The organism is Bacillus cereus group sp. MYBK227-1, from assembly GCF_051916325.1.
Taxonomy (GTDB): domain Bacteria; phylum Bacillota; class Bacilli; order Bacillales; family Bacillaceae_G; genus Bacillus_A; species Bacillus_A cereus.
Map to the genome: position 1 here is coordinate 134411 of NZ_JBQAGK010000006.1, position 17289 is coordinate 151699.

Consider the following 17289-nt stretch of genomic DNA (forward strand, 5'->3'; position numbering starts at 1 on the left):
CGACAATACACTATTAATTTTACTACATACTAAAAAAACTGTCAGAAATTACTGACAGCCTAATGAAACGTCTATTGTTGCTGTTCAATTACAGTAGCAGCAATTCGTTCAAACTCTTTTTGAATCTCCTCTTTATATGCATCTACTATTGAAAAATCCATAGCAGCAATATAAATTCGTTCTAATTTATCACGAACCGATTTTGCTTTCGCTAAGAAAGACATCGCCTCATTCATTTTTGCTTTATATTGAATGGAGACATCACGAATTTCCTTCGCATATTTCTCATCCGTCCCTGGCGTAACAATAAGGGCATACATATCAATAATTTCATCACCCTCGCGACTTGGAAAATATTCATGTGGTGCGGTGCTATCAAAAATTGCAAATCCTAATTCTCTTACGATAACCATATCAAGACTATTCGGGTCAAATCCGCAATGATATACTTCAACTTCAAACCCTTTTTCTTCAGCTGCCTTAGCTAACTTTTTGAGCATCGTTGATTTTCCAGAGCCTGGGCGCCCTTTTATGAAATAACGATGTGGTAACCCTTCTGTTAAATTAGGAACAAAATCAACTGCTCCTTTCGGTGTAGCAGCTCCTAAAAAACGATGTTTTACAAGCGATTGTCTCCCGCTTTTATCTGCAAATAATTTCTGGATTAGCTGATTGGTTAGTTCATTTGCTTTATTAAAATCTATATTATCAATATATATCTTCTCCCACTCATCATGTATAACCAATGCCTCTTTAAAACGTGCGTAAGCAGACTGAAAAGCTTTGCTTGCTTCTGAAACAAATCTTTCAATTTCTAACTTCTGCTTTCTTAGTTTATCTGAGTCCCAAGCAATTCCTAAATTTATATACTCTTCAACAACTCCTGGCATTTTTGGCTCAATAACATGCGGCGATGTCCCATCAACAATTCCTACTTTTAATTTTGGGATAATTACACCATCAACCGATTTATTATCAGAAGAACAATGTAAAAATTCAATATCATATCCTTTTTCAATCCATTCACGACCTATTGCCTTTATTAAAGAAGATTTTCCCGTTCCTGGGCCACCCTTTAAGATAAATAATCTGTCTAATCCTTTTAAATTCTCTTCGTATAAATTGTGAAATCCCCTAGCTGTATTACCACCAGCATAATAATTTAATACATTTCCTGTCACTGCACTCACTCCTTCGCAGCATTCTATTTACATAAGCTACAATATGCGAGCAGCTTTATTTGGGTGAATACCTATTTTGTATTGCACGCAAAAAGGAAATGAATTACAATTTAACTATCGGAAAATTCCGATTTTAAAAACTGAATACTTCTTTATCAAGAGAGGCAGAGGGACCGGCCCTTTGAAGCCCAGCAACCTCAGTTTATACAAACTGAATAGGTGCTAATTCCTGCAAAATGCAATGCATTTTGGAAGATAAAACTCAACTAGCATGTAAAGCTCATCTTTCTTGATACTGAAGGATGAGCTTTTTATTATTTGAAAAACATATATTGGAGGTATGTAAAATGAAAGTAATTGATTTATCACAAACATTTGAAAATAATATGTCTCAATTTCCTGGAACACCTAAAATACAACTAGAAGCTGTTACAAGTGTTGAAGAATCAGGCTATCAAGTTACAGATTTTCATTCTGTCGTTCATGTTGGCACGCATTGTGATGCTCCTGCGCATTTTATTTCAGGCGCAACGACCATCGATCAATTACCGCTGGATCAATTTGTAGGTGAAGCTGTTCTTATAGATGTAACACATATTCAAGAGCGAAAATTACCTAAGACAGTATTGCATAATACTGACATAAAAGAAGGTGATATTGTTATTTTTCATTCTAATCTATCCACAAAATGGAATACAGAAGCTTATGAGAAGGAAGCATTTTATCTTTCTGAAGAATTAGCTAAAGAACTAGTGCGATTAAAAGTAAAATCTATCGGTTTAGATTTCATTTCTCCTGATGAAGTCACAACAGAAACATCACCGATTCATCACATATTACTAGGGAATGATATTTACTTAATTGAAAACTTAACAAATCTAGATGCTATCGAAGAAAAACGTTTCTTTTTCTCAGCAGCACCTTTAAAAATTAAAAATAGTGACGGTGCTTTCGCAAGAGCATTTGCTGTTATTTTTTAAACATAGCCTATAAAAAAAGCAAAGGCCACTACTGGTCTTTGCTTCTATATTTTCTATTTAAATTAAGAAAGAATTGTTCCACACGAGGACGCACCCAAGCTAAACAATCTATCTCTTTCTTCTTTGTGCAAGCTATCTCTTCTCCATCTACCATTTCAACAAGTTCTAGTTCTAACAGTTGCCTCGTGAATGCTAACATATTCACTTCTTCGGATGGATACTCTTCTTTTAATTTCTCCTCAATTTCCCCCAATAAAAAACCGTCACGCATCATTGCCAATGCATCAATCCAAAGTGGCGGCATTTCATATTTTTCTCCTGTAATTGTATCTTTTACAATATAATTCTTTTGCTCTTTTCGAAATTGAATCGTGTGTAAACATACAGTCGAATTTAATGTTAATTCCATCATACCACCTCTTTCATAATATCTGCATAGAAAAAAGGATGCGTGTGCACCCCTTCTTATCTTTTCATAACACTACTGAACCGCTACATGAGCAATCAATCTCATGTCGATATTTTCCTCCATTATAAACGAAGTATTTTATAAAAAAAACCCTTCTTGAAACATTTTATAAAATGTTTATATTTACACAACAAGAACACTTTTCTGAAAAATCTTTTCTCCCAATACATTAAAAGGTCGGCAAAAAAATTTCTACTTTCGTTCCTACTCCTACACTACTTTGGATCGTGATACTCCCTTGATGTTCCTTAATAATTTTATATGTAATCATTAATCCAAGTCCTGTACCAGTCTCCTTTGTTGTGTAAAACGCCTTGCCAATTTTTTCTAACTTCTCATTCTCTATACCAAATCCTTGGTCTTCAACAGAAATACACAAATGTCCTTGCGTTTTTTGATATGCACGGATATGAATTTCTCCACCCTCTGGCATTGATTCTATTCCATTTTTAATGATATTTAATAACACTTGTTTTAATTGCTTATCATCACCGTTTATAGCCGGTAAATTCCCATCTACTTGTAAATGACATTTAACTCTATATTGCGTTGCATAACTTTCCATTAGATGCACAACATATAGAAGGATGTCTCGTATATTACACCTTTCATAATTTGTTGGCTTTGGTTTTCCTAACAACATCAATTCACTAACAAATCCATTGACTCTTTCAATTTCTTGTAGCATAATGTCGTAGCTCATCGTATCAGTTGGATTTCTTTCTTTTTGCATTTGCGTAAACCCTTTTAACGCTGTTAACGGATTTCGAATTTCATGAGCAATTGTTGTAGACATAGTCCCAATCACAGCTAAATTTTCCGTCTCTTTCATATTGTTCATCATTTCAACCACTGTTCTTACATAAGATTGAAATCGTTTTAATAAAGAATGTGAAATAATGAAATAAAATACACATAAAACAAGTGGAATTATCACTTTTAAATCTTGTAATAGCAATGTGAAAAATACGTACTTTCCAATTACACTAAAGGACACTAAATAAAAGTATTTTCTATTCACGAAAACTGGAGCAAATAAAATTAATAACATTTCTACCATACTACCATGTTCAAAAGGTCTATCCGTTCGCAAATAAATCATTAAATTATTCACAAGATTGATAAACATGTACCCAAATAAAAATAAATATTTTACAGAATATACATACCCTCTTTTTTGAAGATATATAGAAATAGGAAATAATGCTATTACAAATATAGGCACACCTATCCCAAGACTACCTTCTGGCCAACCTACCGCTGTTCCACTAATATTCATAGCAGGATATACAAAATAATATATAGCGTCATATAAAAAGAATATAATATAAAATAATAATATAAATACCTTTAAGGCTCTTCTTTCTTCATAAATCAAGCTCTTGTATTTATTCATATAAAAACTCCCCTTGATCGATACAAAAAACTTTCATTGTTATCTCCTTAAAGTATAAGTATGAAATTGCTTTCAGGGCAATATTTAACCTTATAATAATGAAAGGAAGGAGATCTCCCCTTCCTTTTGGTAACAACTTACATCCATCTTACCCTGTCATGTAACAATCCATCCGTAAAATTATTATGCCCTATTACAAAATCCTTCATATATAAATTTAAATACTCACCGTACTTACTTTCTGTATTTAATAACAACTCCTCAACGTAATAAGCACCTTGTTCAAATTGATCTAAAAGTAAACTGGACAAGCCCGCATAAATCCCGCACCCTACCTGAAAATACGTTGCATTCGTTTTATATTTACGAAAAACTTGGCTACTATTCATCACATTATACATATATGTCTCACTATTTTCATAAACGAGTAACACACCGACCAAGTCCTCTCCAGCAACCTCTTCTTCCGCTGGATTAAACACTTTACGATTCCAGTTCCATAAATCTTCTACTTGATCTAAGTTCTGTCTAATTATATTTGTTGTATACTCATTAATTCGGTAAAGAAAACCAACTTCCATATTAAAGTTTTTCCCTAAAATTAATACTTCCTCATGTGGCATTAAACAACCATAGAATTCTTTTTCTCCTAACTTCACTTTATACTCTGAAGCATATACATCTTCATAAAAGTAAAGAGGACGATGATGGCTCATATACATCGGATAACTCCAGATTGCTTCATCTAAAAATCGCTCTACTGCCCATGAAGCATAAAGTGTATGTGGCTTTATAAGTGCTGTATCATTCAAAAATGACGTGTCATGTTCTACAATATAACATGCTCTTGGCCTTTCATTTGGTCGTTCCTTCATAAGCTCAACAACCATCCATTGAACAACACCTGGATTCATACCTGAACCTATAATCGCTTTTGTATTTGTAAATTTCTCTTTCTCCTTCTCAAACCTTGTATATCTTTCCGTAAGCTGAAAGCCAATTAAGCTATCGTCCTGATCTACTGCCTCATTTTCCAAGGCTGAGTTAATATAACAAATTCCTAGTTCATTACAGCAGCTTAATACTCTAATTGTATCTGCCCCTGAAACATCAATCACAACACTCGTTCTTTTTTCTTTTAAATGTTGTTTAAATTCCACTACATTTTGAAGGTTTATTTCATATAAATATAATTGACCTTTCAGATTCGAAAACAACTCATCATAATAAGTCCTATCTTTTTGTTTTATATCCACCAAATGAAATTTGGCATTCTTTAATACTTCATAAATTGGATCTTTTTCATTTGCTATCGCTTGATTTAAAATTGCTAAAACTGCTTTTGCTGCTCCACCAGCACTACCAAGCAATGTAATTGATAACGAATTAGGAAACTGCTCCACAAACAAAACCCCTTTAATAAATTAGTTGAGCAGCTCCTCCTCAAAAAATAAATTGAATATATAATAAGATAGCTCGTACACAATGTTTATAAGTTAGTGCAAAGTTACCTTTTAAAAAATCACACTATACTATGCTTATATTCAATTCATTTTCCCCTCATCTCCAAATTAAACTAAAACAAATAGGCTCGACCTTTTCTTCTGCATATAAAAGAAAAAGCCAGCCCTTCCAACTAATCTACGGACAATGGACGGATTTTACATGTTGAATATTCACATACATTTTTGCATCACGTGCTTTTGATATTTCAATATGACCTTCATCAATTTTCGCCATTTTTCCAATTTTATTGGACTCCTCACCTAAATCAAACACCATAATTTTCCCAGTCATTTTAATAAGCTGTTCTTCAAATGTTCTAGCTAATGTAATATTTAACGGATTTACGGGGAGTTCATTTTTATTGAGGGCATACGGTACTTGGTTTTCTTTATACGGAATTAACCATTTTAAATGCTTTAAAGATATATATACCGTTTTATAAACCGGACTATAAAAAACAATATAGTCGTTCATCACACTTGTAACATAACCATGTATTGGAGCATTTCCTGCTACATAAACTTCTGTAAAAATCCCTTTAGAAGTACTTAATACTTTTCTCAAAGAAATTGAAGGGGATTCCCTCTTAATTACAGAATCAACATCTGGTTTTAGTATGTCTTCGTCATGTGGTCTTAAAAATTTATAGTATTGTACATGATATAAAGATATATATACATAGTCTTGTCCATTGTAAAGAACAATAATGTCATTTCCTACGTCTATTAATATACCTTTAAACCTTTTTTCACCGATTAATTTAACATATATATTTTCCCCAATACTTTTGTTTAACTCATTCATCTATATCCTCCTTCCTATGAATTTCAGCTTTCCTATCTTCCGTTTCAAAAAAATAATCAGGGCAATGTTCTGTCTTAATAGTAAGTAATTCCTTTTCATACTATCGAAATAAGAAATTGTTCTTCTCTTTCCCTCATAATGCCCCTCTTATTTATTAAACATTATTCATCTTCATTCTTTTTACATTTCACTACTTGACTCACACTCTTAATATGATAATTAATGATATAAATAACTTCATCACCGTTTACTAGCGTAATACATTCTTCATGCACTTCACTTAATAGGCCTTCTACACACTCTGGGCCGCCACGGTTAATCTTTACCCACTTATACTTCAAGTCACGTAATACATCGACGAAAGTATCATCATCAGAGCAGAAACATGAAACATAGCCATCGCCACATTTACTTTCTTTCACTTTCTTAACTAGACTCTTCACATGTTTCAATTGGTAATATACTAATTCACCAAGAGGAAGTTGTAATGTAAGGTAATCTCTTCCTAACGATACAAGTACCCCCACTCGACTCTCTGGTCCACGAAGATTTACTTTTACAGTCTCACCGACTAAGCCTTTAATTTGTTCACAGCATAATATACTTTCCAAATTTGTATCCTCCTTTCTTATTATCTTCCTCTTCTTGACTGTCTTTGTGCGCGAGCTCGACCTGAATCATTACTTTCACTTTCGCTTTCACTTTCGCTTTCTTCGCTCTCTCTACAAGGTACTGTTACACTCTTAATATGAGATACTGCAACTAATATAACTTCTTCTTTTACAATTAGTGTCACAAATTCACAAGAAACATCTTGTAAAATACCTTCAACTTTCTCTGGGCCACCACGATTAATTTTCACCCAGCAATATTTGAAGCTTTGAAGTAACTTTTCAAAGTCATCTTCACATTCACATTCCAACCATCTGCAATCATCCGCTTTACAATCTTTCACATTTTTTGTAATACTTTTCAGATGACGAATCTGATAGTAATAGAGCTCTCCTTTTTCATTCTTTAATACAAAGTAATCCGAACATACAGCGACTATTGTCCCTTTTTGAGATTCTGGACCACCCCTGTTTACTCTCACAAAAGATCCAATTAAGTCTTTCAGAAAATCACAATGAAATAAACTCACGAGAAAACCCCTTCCATTAATTTATAAGCTTTTGCACTGATAGTATATGTATCTGTACAGGTTACGTTCTCTATGTTTGTCCTAGCTAGAAAAAAATATGCTTTTAACATGGTAGACTACTACCTATCAAAATTTGAAGAAAGGCTAAGAACTCCTTATGTTTTTGATATCTTCAAACAAAAAATCCCTTATGAATATACATTTCTGCATATCTTCATAAGGGATTTTCCATAGTTTAATCTTCGTCTTTAACATCCATATCTTCTGGAATTGGTTCGTTCAATATTTCTTCCACTAATTGCTTATATTTCTCCATTTGTTCTAAATGTGTATTAAATTGTTCTTTATTTACTAAATATTGCTCTCCATCGAATAGCGCACGAATTTTCTTTTGCTGAATTAACTCTTCAATATACGATTTTGGTAAATTCAAATACTCCGCAGTCTCTTCTACTGTTATATACAATGCGTTCATTCCTTTATTATTTTTTCATCTATACTGTATCTTACTTTACTTTATTTTTGTAAACAAATAAAAAAGATTTTGTAAATGCAGTTCAAAAAGCAGGTAGATGCATTCCATATATTGTATAGTATTATATAGTAAGAATTTTTTAAATATAGAATGGTATTACCCATTTACACAAAGGAGAGTTAACATATGGCTACTCGTCACATCATTACAATGTTAGAAAAAACACTACAAGTTGAAACAGAAAACACAATTTCTCATTTGAATGTATCTTTATCTGATCGTTTTCTTTCTCAAAGCACAGCAATACATGAAAACAATTGTTATCATACAATTGGTGAATGGTACAAAAATCATTTCTTATTCCAACAAGATGATTTCCTTTGGGCTAAATATGCTTTCTATGACGCATATTGTGAAGCCATCAAAAAACAAGGCCATCTTACAAAACGCGTCCGTCAAATATTAGAATCATTGGCTCGAAAACACGGAAAACAGTATATTGCTTCTATACTAAATATGCCATTTCCTAATGAACGCGCTAAAGGGACAGCGTAATTTAGCCATGTTCTGCGTAAGCAAAACATATCTAAATTGTTTTCTAGGATGCTTTACCAATAAAATGTTCATATCATATGAACTGATGAAACCGGTGTCATTATAATGATTGAAAATATAGTAAACAGGAAAACCCCCACGTACATCTCTTATCCATTTGAATAGAGAAGTATGTGGGGGTATACTTGTTCCTTATTATTTTATCATCTGCTTAATCAGTTCGCGATTTCTCTTCTTAAATACTTCATTATGAGAAGAAACCATTCCGTACTCACTTGCATCTGGTTGGATAAATTGCTTTGCTTTATTCACAGCATTTCCAGCATCTTGGAATGCACCTGCAATTAAGTGTAGTTTCCCTTCGTGCTTTAAAATATCTCCAGCAGCATATAATCCATCTACTGAAGACTCACTATTTGCATTACCTGCAATATAATAATTATCTATAATTGCAACGTCTAACTCACTATTTTCTAATAATGTAATGTCGCGTTCATATCCATGATTAATAATAACTTCATCAATAGGTAAATGAGAAACCTCACCTGTTTCATGATTTGTTAATTCTACATATTCGATCGCTTCATGATTATCACCGGCAATTAATTTTGTAATCGATGTATTAAAGAAACACTCCGCTGAGCTGTTCATAAGTTGTTTTACTTGTGCTTCATGACCAGATAATTCTTCTTTTCTATAAGTTACATACACTTTTTTCGCAATTGGTTCCAATTCATTTGCCCAATCAACAGCAGAATTGCCTCCACCGGAAATAATAACTGTTTTACCTTTAAAACGCTTTAAAGATTTAACTGTATAATTTAAATTCGATACTTCAAATCGCTCAGCACCTTCAATAGATAACTTTTGCGGTTTCAATATACCACTTCCTGTTGCGACAATAACTGTTTTTGAAAAGTGTTCTTCGCCAGTACTTGTTTTTAATGTAAAAGTACCATCTTGATTACGAATAATCGATTCTACTTTTGTATCTAATACAACTTCCGGCTTAAATGTTAACCCTTGCTGTACAAGTTGTTCAATTAACTTATCACCTGTAACTGGCAATAGTCCTCCTACATCCCAAATCATTTTTTCCGGATACACATGTATTTTTCCACCTAAATGTGGTTGAAATTCTATTATTTTCGTTCTCATTTCTCTGAGTCCACTATAAAAAGCTGAATAAAGCCCTGCAGGTCCTCCGCCTATCACGGTTACATCAAACAATTCTTCTCGATTCATTCGTGCTCACTCCTCAGCTATTAATCGTTGATTATCATTCTCAATAAAATATAACCTGTTTCCGCAAAATTTACAATCAAAATTACTATTGACAATACACCTATATAAAATTATATTATTTAAAGAATCAATAGTGATAATCATTATCATTTTGTTAATAATTAGCAAATTTGAGATTACATCTTCTTTCATTAATATGGTTATTACTATATTATAAAATCTCATATTCAAGATTTTTAATAAATTTTTTTGCATTACCACTACTATTTCAAAAAGATTGCAGTTAAACAAATTATTGTATACACATATCATCTATGTTAAAGGAGAAAGACGATGAAAAAGTTATTTATTTCACTAACAGTCCTTTTCGTTCTTGTTATGAGCGCTTGTAGCAATAGCTCTACAGACAAAAAGAACGATGCAAAAGGTAGCAAATCAGAAACAATTACATACCAATCTGAAGATGGTAAAAAAGTAGAAGTTCCTGCAAATCCAAAACGCGTTGTTGTATTATCATCATTCGCTGGTAACGTAATGTCATTAGGTGTAAATCTTGTTGGGGTAGATTCATGGTCTAAACAAAACCCACGTTTTGATAGCAAACTTAAAGATGTTGCTGAAGTATCTGATGAAAATGTTGAAAAAATCGCTGAACTAAATCCAGATTTAATCATCGGTTTATCAAATGTTAAAAATGTCGATAAGTTAAAGAAAATCGCGCCTACTGTAACATACACTTACGGAAAAGTTGATTACTTAACACAGCATTTAGAAATCGGTAAGTTATTAAATAAAGAAAAAGAAGCAAAAACTTGGGTTGATGACTTCAAGAAACGTGCACAAGAAGCTGGTAAAGAAATTAAAGCAAAAATCGGTGAAGATGCAACAGTTTCTGTTGTAGAAAACTTCAACAAACAGCTTTATGTATACGGCGAGAACTGGGGCCGTGGAACAGAAATCCTGTACCAAGAAATGAAATTAAAAATGCCTGAAAAAGTAAAAGAGAAAGCATTAAAAGAAGGTTACTACGCATTATCTACTGAGGTATTACCTGAATTTGCTGGTGATTACTTAATCGTAAGTAAAAACAAAGATACTGATAACTCATTCCAAGAGACAGAATCATATAAAAACATCCCAGCAGTAAAAAATAATCGCGTATATGAAGCAAACATGATGGAATTCTATTTCAATGATCCACTTACATTAGATTTCCAACTAGACTTCTTCAAGAAGAGCTTTCTTGGTAAATAATACAAACATGAGGAATTCTTAATTTAAGAATTCCTCTTCCTTTATTCTATGAACAGAAAAGATGTGAAACGAATGACAAAAGATCATGACAATCCACGTTCTATAGCTTTTACATACAAACTAATTTTAAGCTTAATTGCATTCTTTCTTATTTTTATGGTTGCAATGGTATTAGGTGCTGCAGATACTTCGATAAAAGATGTATGGTTAGCACTCACTTCCTCCGCTAAAGGAGACAAAATATCTATTATTCGAGAAATACGTTTACCACGTGAAGTTGCTGCTATTTTTGTAGGAGCTGGATTAGCCGTTTCTGGGGCAATTATGCAAGGATTAACACGAAATCCACTTGCGGACCCTGGATTATTAGGGCTATCTGGTGGAGCAAATGCTGCGCTTGCACTGACACTTGCTTTCAACCCTTCCATCAGCTATCTTTACTTAACATTAGCTTGCTTTATCGGTGCTGCAATTGGCGCAATTATGGTATTTGGAATTGGTATGGTGAAAAAAGGCGGCCTTTCTCCTCTTCGAATTGTATTAGCGGGCGCTGCAGTTTCAGCATTTCTACTCGCAATTTCAGAAGGAATCGGCATTTACTTTAAAATTTCACAAGATGTATCACTTTGGACTGCTGGGGGCGTAATTGGAACAACTTGGAGCCAATTAAAAATTATTATTCCAGTCATTTCAATTAGTATCTTTATCGCTATCTTACTAGCAAAAAAATTGACAGTTCTTAGTTTCAGTGAAGAAGTGGCTATTGGACTAGGTCAAAAAATTATTGTTATTAAAACTATTTTATTTATCATTATTATCTTACTTGCAGGTGCATCTGTAGCGCTTGTTGGAAATATGGCATTTATCGGCTTAATGGTACCTCACATGGTACGCCCAATTGTCGGTCCAGATTACCGATTTGTTATACCGATGTCAGCAATTGCTGGAGCTTCCTTTATGCTACTTGCAGATACAATCGGACGTACTATTAACGCTCCATACGAAACACCAGTTGCGGCAATTGTTGCGATTGTAGGGTTACCATTCTTCCTATTCATTGTACGTAAAGGAGGAAAAACATTCTCATGATGCAATCTATTTTAAGAAAACAGCGTCTCATTATACTCGCTTTACTTATAGTAATCATCACAACCATTGTAGTTGGAATGGGACTTGGTTCAGCATCTTTATCTTATGATCGACTACTCCCAACATTAATGGGGCAAGGGACTTTTAAAGAGGAGTTTGTTTTATACTCTTTAAGACTACCTAGAATTGTCATTACATTATTAGCTGGTATGGCTCTCGCTTTATCAGGGGCTATTCTGCAAGGAATTACCCGAAATGATTTAGCTGAACCTGGTATTCTTGGTATTAACTCTGGGGCTGGTGTTGCTGTTGCTATTTTCTTTTTATACTTTCCAATAGACGTAGGTTCATTTCTTTACTTACTACCTGTCGTTGGATTTATTGGGGCATTTCTGACAGCTGTTCTAATTTACGTGTTTTCATATAGTAAATCAACTGGACTTCAACCAATACGATTAACATTAACTGGTATCGGTTTTGCATTTGCACTATCTGGAGCGATGATTGTCCTTATTTCATCCGCTGATCGTATGAAAGTGGACTTTATCTCAAAATGGATTGCCGGAAATATTTGGGGAGATGACTGGATTTTCGTTTTAGCAATGCTCCCATGGTTAATCGTATTCATTCCGTTTGTTTTCTATAAAGCAAATCGATTAAACATTTTAGCATTAAACGAACCAGTCGCAATTGGCGTTGGAATTGAAATTGAAAAAGAACGCAGGTACTTATTAGTTGCAGCCGTTGCACTTGCAGCCGCAGCTGTTTCCGTAACAGGAGGAATTAGCTTTATCGGATTAATGGCTCCTCATATCGCGAAATCTTTAGTAGGTCCAAGACATCAAATCTTCATGCCTATCGCCCTTTTAATCGGCGGATGGCTATTATTATTAGCAGATACAATCGGACGAAATATCGTTGATCCTAATGGCATTCCAGCAGGTATTGTCGTTGCTTTAATTGGGGCTCCTTACTTTATGTATTTGTTGCTTAAAAAAGCTTAAAAAACACCCTCAAGATTTCTTGAGGGTGTTTTTGTTTCATTCTACTGCTGCCCATACCCTTCAAACTTCTTCGCCAAATTCTCCATCTCATCTTCTGGCAATAGCTTTGGTTCCCCAATGCTTTTCGTTTGATAATAAATTTGAGCACAAAACTCAATCTCTTCTGCAACAGTAAACGCCATTTTTATATTATTTGCACCAGCAATTAAACCGTGATTTGCAAGTAAAACAGCACGGCGATCAATCATGCCTTCAAAAGCAGCCTCCGCTAATTGCTTCGTACCAAATGTTTCATACGGTGCACAGCGCACATTCGGTCCTGCGAAAGCAATTAAATACGATACAGCAGGAAGCTCCCATCCTAATGATGCAATCGTCTTCGCGTAAGGAGAGTGTGTATGCACAAGCGCATTTATATCTTCACGCTTCCTATAGTAAATAAGGTGCATATCTAATTCACTTGATGGTTTTCTCTCTCCTTCTACTACTTCACCATCTAGGTTTAATATAACTACATCTTCAGGCTTTGTTTCATAATACTCTAAACCACTTGGGCTAATCGCAACAAGACCTTGTTCACGATTAAAGATACTAATATTACCGCCCGTTCCCTTTGTTAAACCACTAGAAATCATTTTCTTTCCATACGCTACAATTTCTTCTCTTTCTTTTTGTAATAACATATACATCCCCCTAAGTATGAAGCTTATGATGACTGACTTTTACATTTATCTACTTATTGAAATAGCTTTTTTAAATTCTCCGTAAACGGTGCCTTTACAATCCCTTTTTCTGTAATAATCGCTGTTACATTTTCATGTGGAGTAACATCAAATGCTGGATTATATACTTTACTTTCTTTCGGAGCAGAATATTGTCCGAAGCGATTAATCACTTCAGAAGCATCTCTTTCTTCAATCGGAATTTCTTTTCCTGTCGATGTCTTTAAATCAATTGTCGGTGTTGGCGCTGCTACATAAAACGGAATGTTGTAGTACTTAGCTAAAATAGATACGCCTAATGTGCCAATTTTATTTGCTACATCACCATTTGCTGCCACACGATCACATCCAACAATTACCGCATCAATCTTCCCTTGTGACATGACCATAGCTGCCATATTATCTGTAATAACAGTAACGTCAATGCCTGCTCGCTGCAGTTCTAATGCTGTTAACGTTGAACCTTGTAATCTAGGGCGTGTTTCATCAGAATAGATTTTTAAGTCCCATCCTTTTTCTTTCGCTAAGTACATGGGAGCTGTCGCGGTACCATACTTAGTTGTCGCTAACGCACCAGCATTACAATGTGTTAATACTCCCATTCCATCATGGAATAATGTTAATGCATGTTCTCCAATTTGACGGTTAATTTCTTCATCTTCTCTATGAATCTCTTTTGCCTCTTCTAGTAATCTATTTTTCAGCTGTGAGATTGATAAATGAATATTATCTGTCGCTACACTTTCCATTCTTTCAAGTGCCCAAAATAAATTTACGGCAGTCGGTCTTGATGTCGCCAAGTATGTACATACCTTTCTTACTTCATCCATAAATCCCTCTTCCGTACTTTCAGCAAATTCCTTTATCCCTAAATACACTCCATAAGCAGCTGAAACACCAATCGCGGGTGCACCTCGTACTTTCATTACTTGAATCGCATCCCACACACTTTCAGCTGTTTTAAAAGATTCATAGACAATTTCATTTGGTAATAACGTTTGATCTAACAAAACTAAAGCATCATCTTTCCACTGAATTGGTATTAATTGCTCTTCCATCATATTCTCCCCTTACTTCGCGTAGTGCATTGACTGTTCTTTTAACGTTTCTACAAAACTTGTGCCCGTTCTATATTGATTCGCTCGTAAAATAAAACCCTTCGCTACTTGAAGACAAATTCGCTCCGCTCTAGCACGTGCTTCCTCATTCCCAATACAAGTAATATCTTTTACTTTCGCTAATCCAACAATACGGCGAATTAATTCCAGACCTGTCACTGCAGCTGTATCCTCTAATACAGATTGCAAATAGACTTCGCTAAAGCCTTCTTCCTTCGCCATAATCTCGGTCACATGAATATCCCAAGCACCTAAAAACTTCTGCTTAAATAAATCAATTACCTCTACCATCGTAGTTTGTAACCAATCCATATACGTATCTTTCTCAGCTCCAGGTGACATCGTTGCATCTGCATTCACCCAAGCAAACATTAAATTCGCCATTACATTCCCAACGTCATATCCCATAGGTCCATAAAAAGCAAACTCAGGATCAATAACCTTTGTAGAATCATCTCTTACAAAAACAGAACCAGTATGTAAATCACCATGAAGTAATGCCTGTGCATTCGTCATAAAAGAAAATTTACGTTTCGCTACTTCCATACGAAGCTCTTTATCACTATAAATATGTTCCCTAATCCATCCCTCATTTAACGGAAATAACTCATTACGCTTATTATGATTTGTAAATGGTTCTGAATATACGAGGTCCTCTGTAATCTCACATAATTCAGGATTTATATAATTCTTCACAAGTTTCTTCTTCTCTTTATGATTCATTACAACATCCGATGTTAACAAAAGTGTATTTACCATAAAAGTAGTTAAATCATCCGCAAGCCTCGGAAATATTTGATGATTTATAAGTGCTGTACGTAATATTGTGTGATCCGATAAATCTTCCATTACGCAACAATTCATCACACTATCAAATAAATACACCTTAGGAACAAGTCCAGGTGCTAACTCATCCTCTAACTGCAAAACATCTGATTCTATACGAATACGATTCGTCGACAACTTAAACTCATCTGAAATGCGAGCTGTATCCCCAGCTTGCTTTACGATGACAGACATGTTCTCTTTTTCATCCCAAACGCGGAACACATAATTTAAATTGCCATCACCTATTTCTTTACACTGTAACCCCTTTGCATGTTCAAACTTAGATAATTTCTCTTTCACATATGCAATCACATCTTTAGCTTCCATTAAAAAATACTTTGTGAACTTAGACATGGTTTCCCCTCCACACCAATTGTAAGCGTTTTCTAAAAGCTATAAAAAATAATAGGTTGAATTTTTTCATCCTATAAATATGTATTCTTCTTTTTGAAAGGTATATCTAGGTTTTATTATATCTCGTTAGCACTTTGAGTCAATATTTCTAACTATCATCGTAATATACTTCCTAATTATATATTTGAGATGACAAAAATTGTTCAAAAAGATTTCGATTCATTTTATTTTATTTATCGCACAATTCTTTGTAAAATAGAAATAAGCAGTTCCTTTTCAAATACATAACTTCTAAGAAATATTTCCTTCCTAAGAAATTAAACTTACACACTATCTCTAACATACACACTAAACTTTCAACTACTCATCTAAAATTTATAGACTTAAAATTACCTTTCCATTCCCTGTTAGTCTTAATTGAGAATAAATATTAATTAAATTGGTATAAAGTTGGTTTATTCTCTTGACAAAATAACCACTTCTATATGATAATTAATATCGAATTAGAATTATTATAGTTAATTAAAAAATATATTTTATGAGCACACTATTTTTTGATGCTCAAAACCAACATTTAGGAGGAATTTTAACATGTTATTAATCGGCACAGAAGTAAAACCGTTTAAAGCTAATGCTTACCATAATGGAGAATTTATCCAAGTTACTGACGAAAGTTTAAAAGGAAAATGGAGTGTAGTTTGTTTCTACCCAGCTGACTTCACATTCGTTTGCCCAACTGAACTTGAAGACTTACAAAACCAATACGCAACTCTAAAAGACTTAGGCGTTGAAGTATACTCTGTATCTACAGACACTCACTTCACTCACAAAGCATGGCATGATAGCTCAGAAACTATCGGCAAAATCGAGTACATCATGATTGGTGACCCAACTCGCACAATCACTACAAACTTCAACGTTTTAATGGAAGAAGAAGGTCTTGCTGCTCGTGGTACATTCATCATCGATCCAGACGGCGTTATCCAATCTATGGAAATCAATGCTGACGGTATCGGCCGTGACGCAAGCATTCTTGTTAACAAAATTAAAGCTGCTCAATACGTACGTAACAACCCAGGTGAAGTTTGCCCAGCTAAATGGCAAGAGGGTTCTGCAACACTTAAACCAAGCCTTGACCTTGTAGGCAAAATCTAAGGAGTTCGATCAA

At 34.2% G+C, this 17289-nt stretch carries 18 protein-coding genes and 1 riboswitch; of the genes, 6 read left to right on the forward strand and 12 right to left on the reverse strand.

What is annotated here, in order from left to right:
• Positions 1–71 precede the first annotated feature (71 nt).
• On the reverse strand, positions 72–1181 hold the full coding sequence (locus ACTFRM_RS23940) for a PRK06851 family protein (protein ID WP_017657398.1): 1110 nt from the start codon (positions 1179–1181) through the stop codon (positions 72–74).
• A gap of 149 nt (positions 1182–1330) precedes the next feature.
• Positions 1331–1443, forward strand: a riboswitch (SAM riboswitch).
• 85 nt (positions 1444–1528) lie between these two features.
• Between ACTFRM_RS23940 and ACTFRM_RS23945 the strand changes: the two genes are divergently transcribed.
• A complete protein-coding gene (locus ACTFRM_RS23945; protein WP_000862981.1) occupies positions 1529–2161 on the forward strand; it encodes a cyclase family protein in 633 nt (210 codons plus the stop codon).
• Positions 2162–2189: 28 nt separating this feature from the next.
• Here ACTFRM_RS23945 and ACTFRM_RS23950 read toward each other — a convergent pair whose 3' ends face one another.
• The 7 genes from ACTFRM_RS23950 to ACTFRM_RS23980 all read right to left on the reverse strand — a co-directional run bounded on the left by ACTFRM_RS23950 (position 2190) and on the right by ACTFRM_RS23980 (position 7952).
• A complete protein-coding gene (locus ACTFRM_RS23950; RefSeq protein WP_000424116.1) occupies positions 2190–2570 on the reverse strand; it encodes a hypothetical protein in 381 nt (126 codons plus the stop codon).
• A gap of 229 nt (positions 2571–2799) precedes the next feature.
• Entirely contained in the window at positions 2800–4026 is a 1227-nt protein-coding gene (locus tag ACTFRM_RS23955; RefSeq protein WP_001046103.1) for an ATP-binding protein, read from the reverse strand.
• Between the two features lie 137 nt (positions 4027–4163).
• Positions 4164–5429 carry a hypothetical protein gene (locus ACTFRM_RS23960; RefSeq protein ID WP_000434719.1) on the reverse strand — a complete coding sequence of 422 codons (1266 nt, stop codon included), beginning with the start codon at positions 5427–5429 and terminating at the stop codon, positions 4164–4166.
• Between the two features lie 238 nt (positions 5430–5667).
• On the reverse strand, positions 5668–6336 hold the full coding sequence (locus ACTFRM_RS23965; protein WP_001004268.1) for a hypothetical protein: 669 nt from the start codon (positions 6334–6336) through the stop codon (positions 5668–5670).
• A 161-nt stretch (positions 6337–6497) separates the two neighbouring features.
• Positions 6498–6947 carry a hypothetical protein gene (locus ACTFRM_RS23970; protein WP_000443836.1) on the reverse strand — a complete coding sequence of 150 codons (450 nt, stop codon included), beginning with the start codon at positions 6945–6947 and terminating at the stop codon, positions 6498–6500.
• Positions 6948–6967: 20 nt separating this feature from the next.
• Complete coding sequence (locus tag ACTFRM_RS23975) at positions 6968–7477, reverse strand: hypothetical protein (RefSeq protein ID WP_000051536.1); 510 nt, start codon at positions 7475–7477, stop codon at positions 6968–6970.
• Between the two features lie 235 nt (positions 7478–7712).
• Entirely contained in the window at positions 7713–7952 is a 240-nt protein-coding gene (locus ACTFRM_RS23980; RefSeq protein WP_001998970.1) for a helix-turn-helix domain-containing protein, read from the reverse strand.
• Positions 7953–8138: 186 nt separating this feature from the next.
• Between ACTFRM_RS23980 and ACTFRM_RS23985 the strand changes: the two genes are divergently transcribed.
• Positions 8139–8507, forward strand: coding sequence for a hypothetical protein (locus ACTFRM_RS23985; RefSeq protein ID WP_000235474.1), 369 nt, complete (start codon positions 8139–8141; stop codon positions 8505–8507).
• A gap of 195 nt (positions 8508–8702) precedes the next feature.
• Here ACTFRM_RS23985 and ACTFRM_RS23990 read toward each other — a convergent pair whose 3' ends face one another.
• Positions 8703–9752, reverse strand: a complete 1050-nt coding sequence (locus tag ACTFRM_RS23990) for an NAD(P)/FAD-dependent oxidoreductase (RefSeq protein ID WP_001078298.1) — start codon at positions 9750–9752, stop codon at positions 8703–8705.
• A 333-nt stretch (positions 9753–10085) separates the two neighbouring features.
• Between ACTFRM_RS23990 and ACTFRM_RS23995 the strand changes: the two genes are divergently transcribed.
• From ACTFRM_RS23995 to ACTFRM_RS24005, 3 genes are read left to right on the forward strand one after another with little or no spacing between them, the layout of a single operon-like run.
• Entirely contained in the window at positions 10086–11006 is a 921-nt protein-coding gene (locus tag ACTFRM_RS23995; protein ID WP_000732597.1) for an iron-hydroxamate ABC transporter substrate-binding protein, read from the forward strand.
• A 48-nt stretch (positions 11007–11054) separates the two neighbouring features.
• Entirely contained in the window at positions 11055–12095 is a 1041-nt protein-coding gene (locus tag ACTFRM_RS24000; RefSeq protein WP_002025239.1) for a FecCD family ABC transporter permease, read from the forward strand.
• Positions 12092–13099, forward strand: coding sequence for a FecCD family ABC transporter permease (locus ACTFRM_RS24005; protein ID WP_000983751.1), 1008 nt, complete (start codon positions 12092–12094; stop codon positions 13097–13099). The genes ACTFRM_RS24000 and ACTFRM_RS24005 overlap by 4 nt, the downstream gene beginning before the upstream one ends.
• 41 nt (positions 13100–13140) lie before the next feature.
• Here ACTFRM_RS24005 and ACTFRM_RS24010 read toward each other — a convergent pair whose 3' ends face one another.
• Genes ACTFRM_RS24010 through mtnK form a run of 3 tightly spaced genes read right to left on the reverse strand, consistent with a single transcriptional unit; the run spans position 13141 to position 16121 of the window.
• Positions 13141–13782: an L-fuculose-phosphate aldolase gene (locus ACTFRM_RS24010; RefSeq protein WP_000926557.1), complete on the reverse strand. Its 642-nt coding sequence runs from the start codon at positions 13780–13782 to the stop codon at positions 13141–13143.
• A 53-nt stretch (positions 13783–13835) separates the two neighbouring features.
• Positions 13836–14882, reverse strand: a complete 1047-nt coding sequence (gene mtnA, locus ACTFRM_RS24015; protein ID WP_025690395.1) for an S-methyl-5-thioribose-1-phosphate isomerase — start codon at positions 14880–14882, stop codon at positions 13836–13838.
• Positions 14883–14891: 9 nt separating this feature from the next.
• Entirely contained in the window at positions 14892–16121 is a 1230-nt protein-coding gene (mtnK, locus tag ACTFRM_RS24020; RefSeq protein ID WP_000033226.1) for an S-methyl-5-thioribose kinase, read from the reverse strand.
• A 591-nt stretch (positions 16122–16712) separates the two neighbouring features.
• Here mtnK and ahpC point away from each other — a divergent pair.
• Positions 16713–17276, forward strand: a complete 564-nt coding sequence (gene ahpC, locus ACTFRM_RS24025; protein ID WP_000924420.1) for an alkyl hydroperoxide reductase subunit C — start codon at positions 16713–16715, stop codon at positions 17274–17276.
• Positions 17277–17289 lie beyond the last annotated feature (13 nt).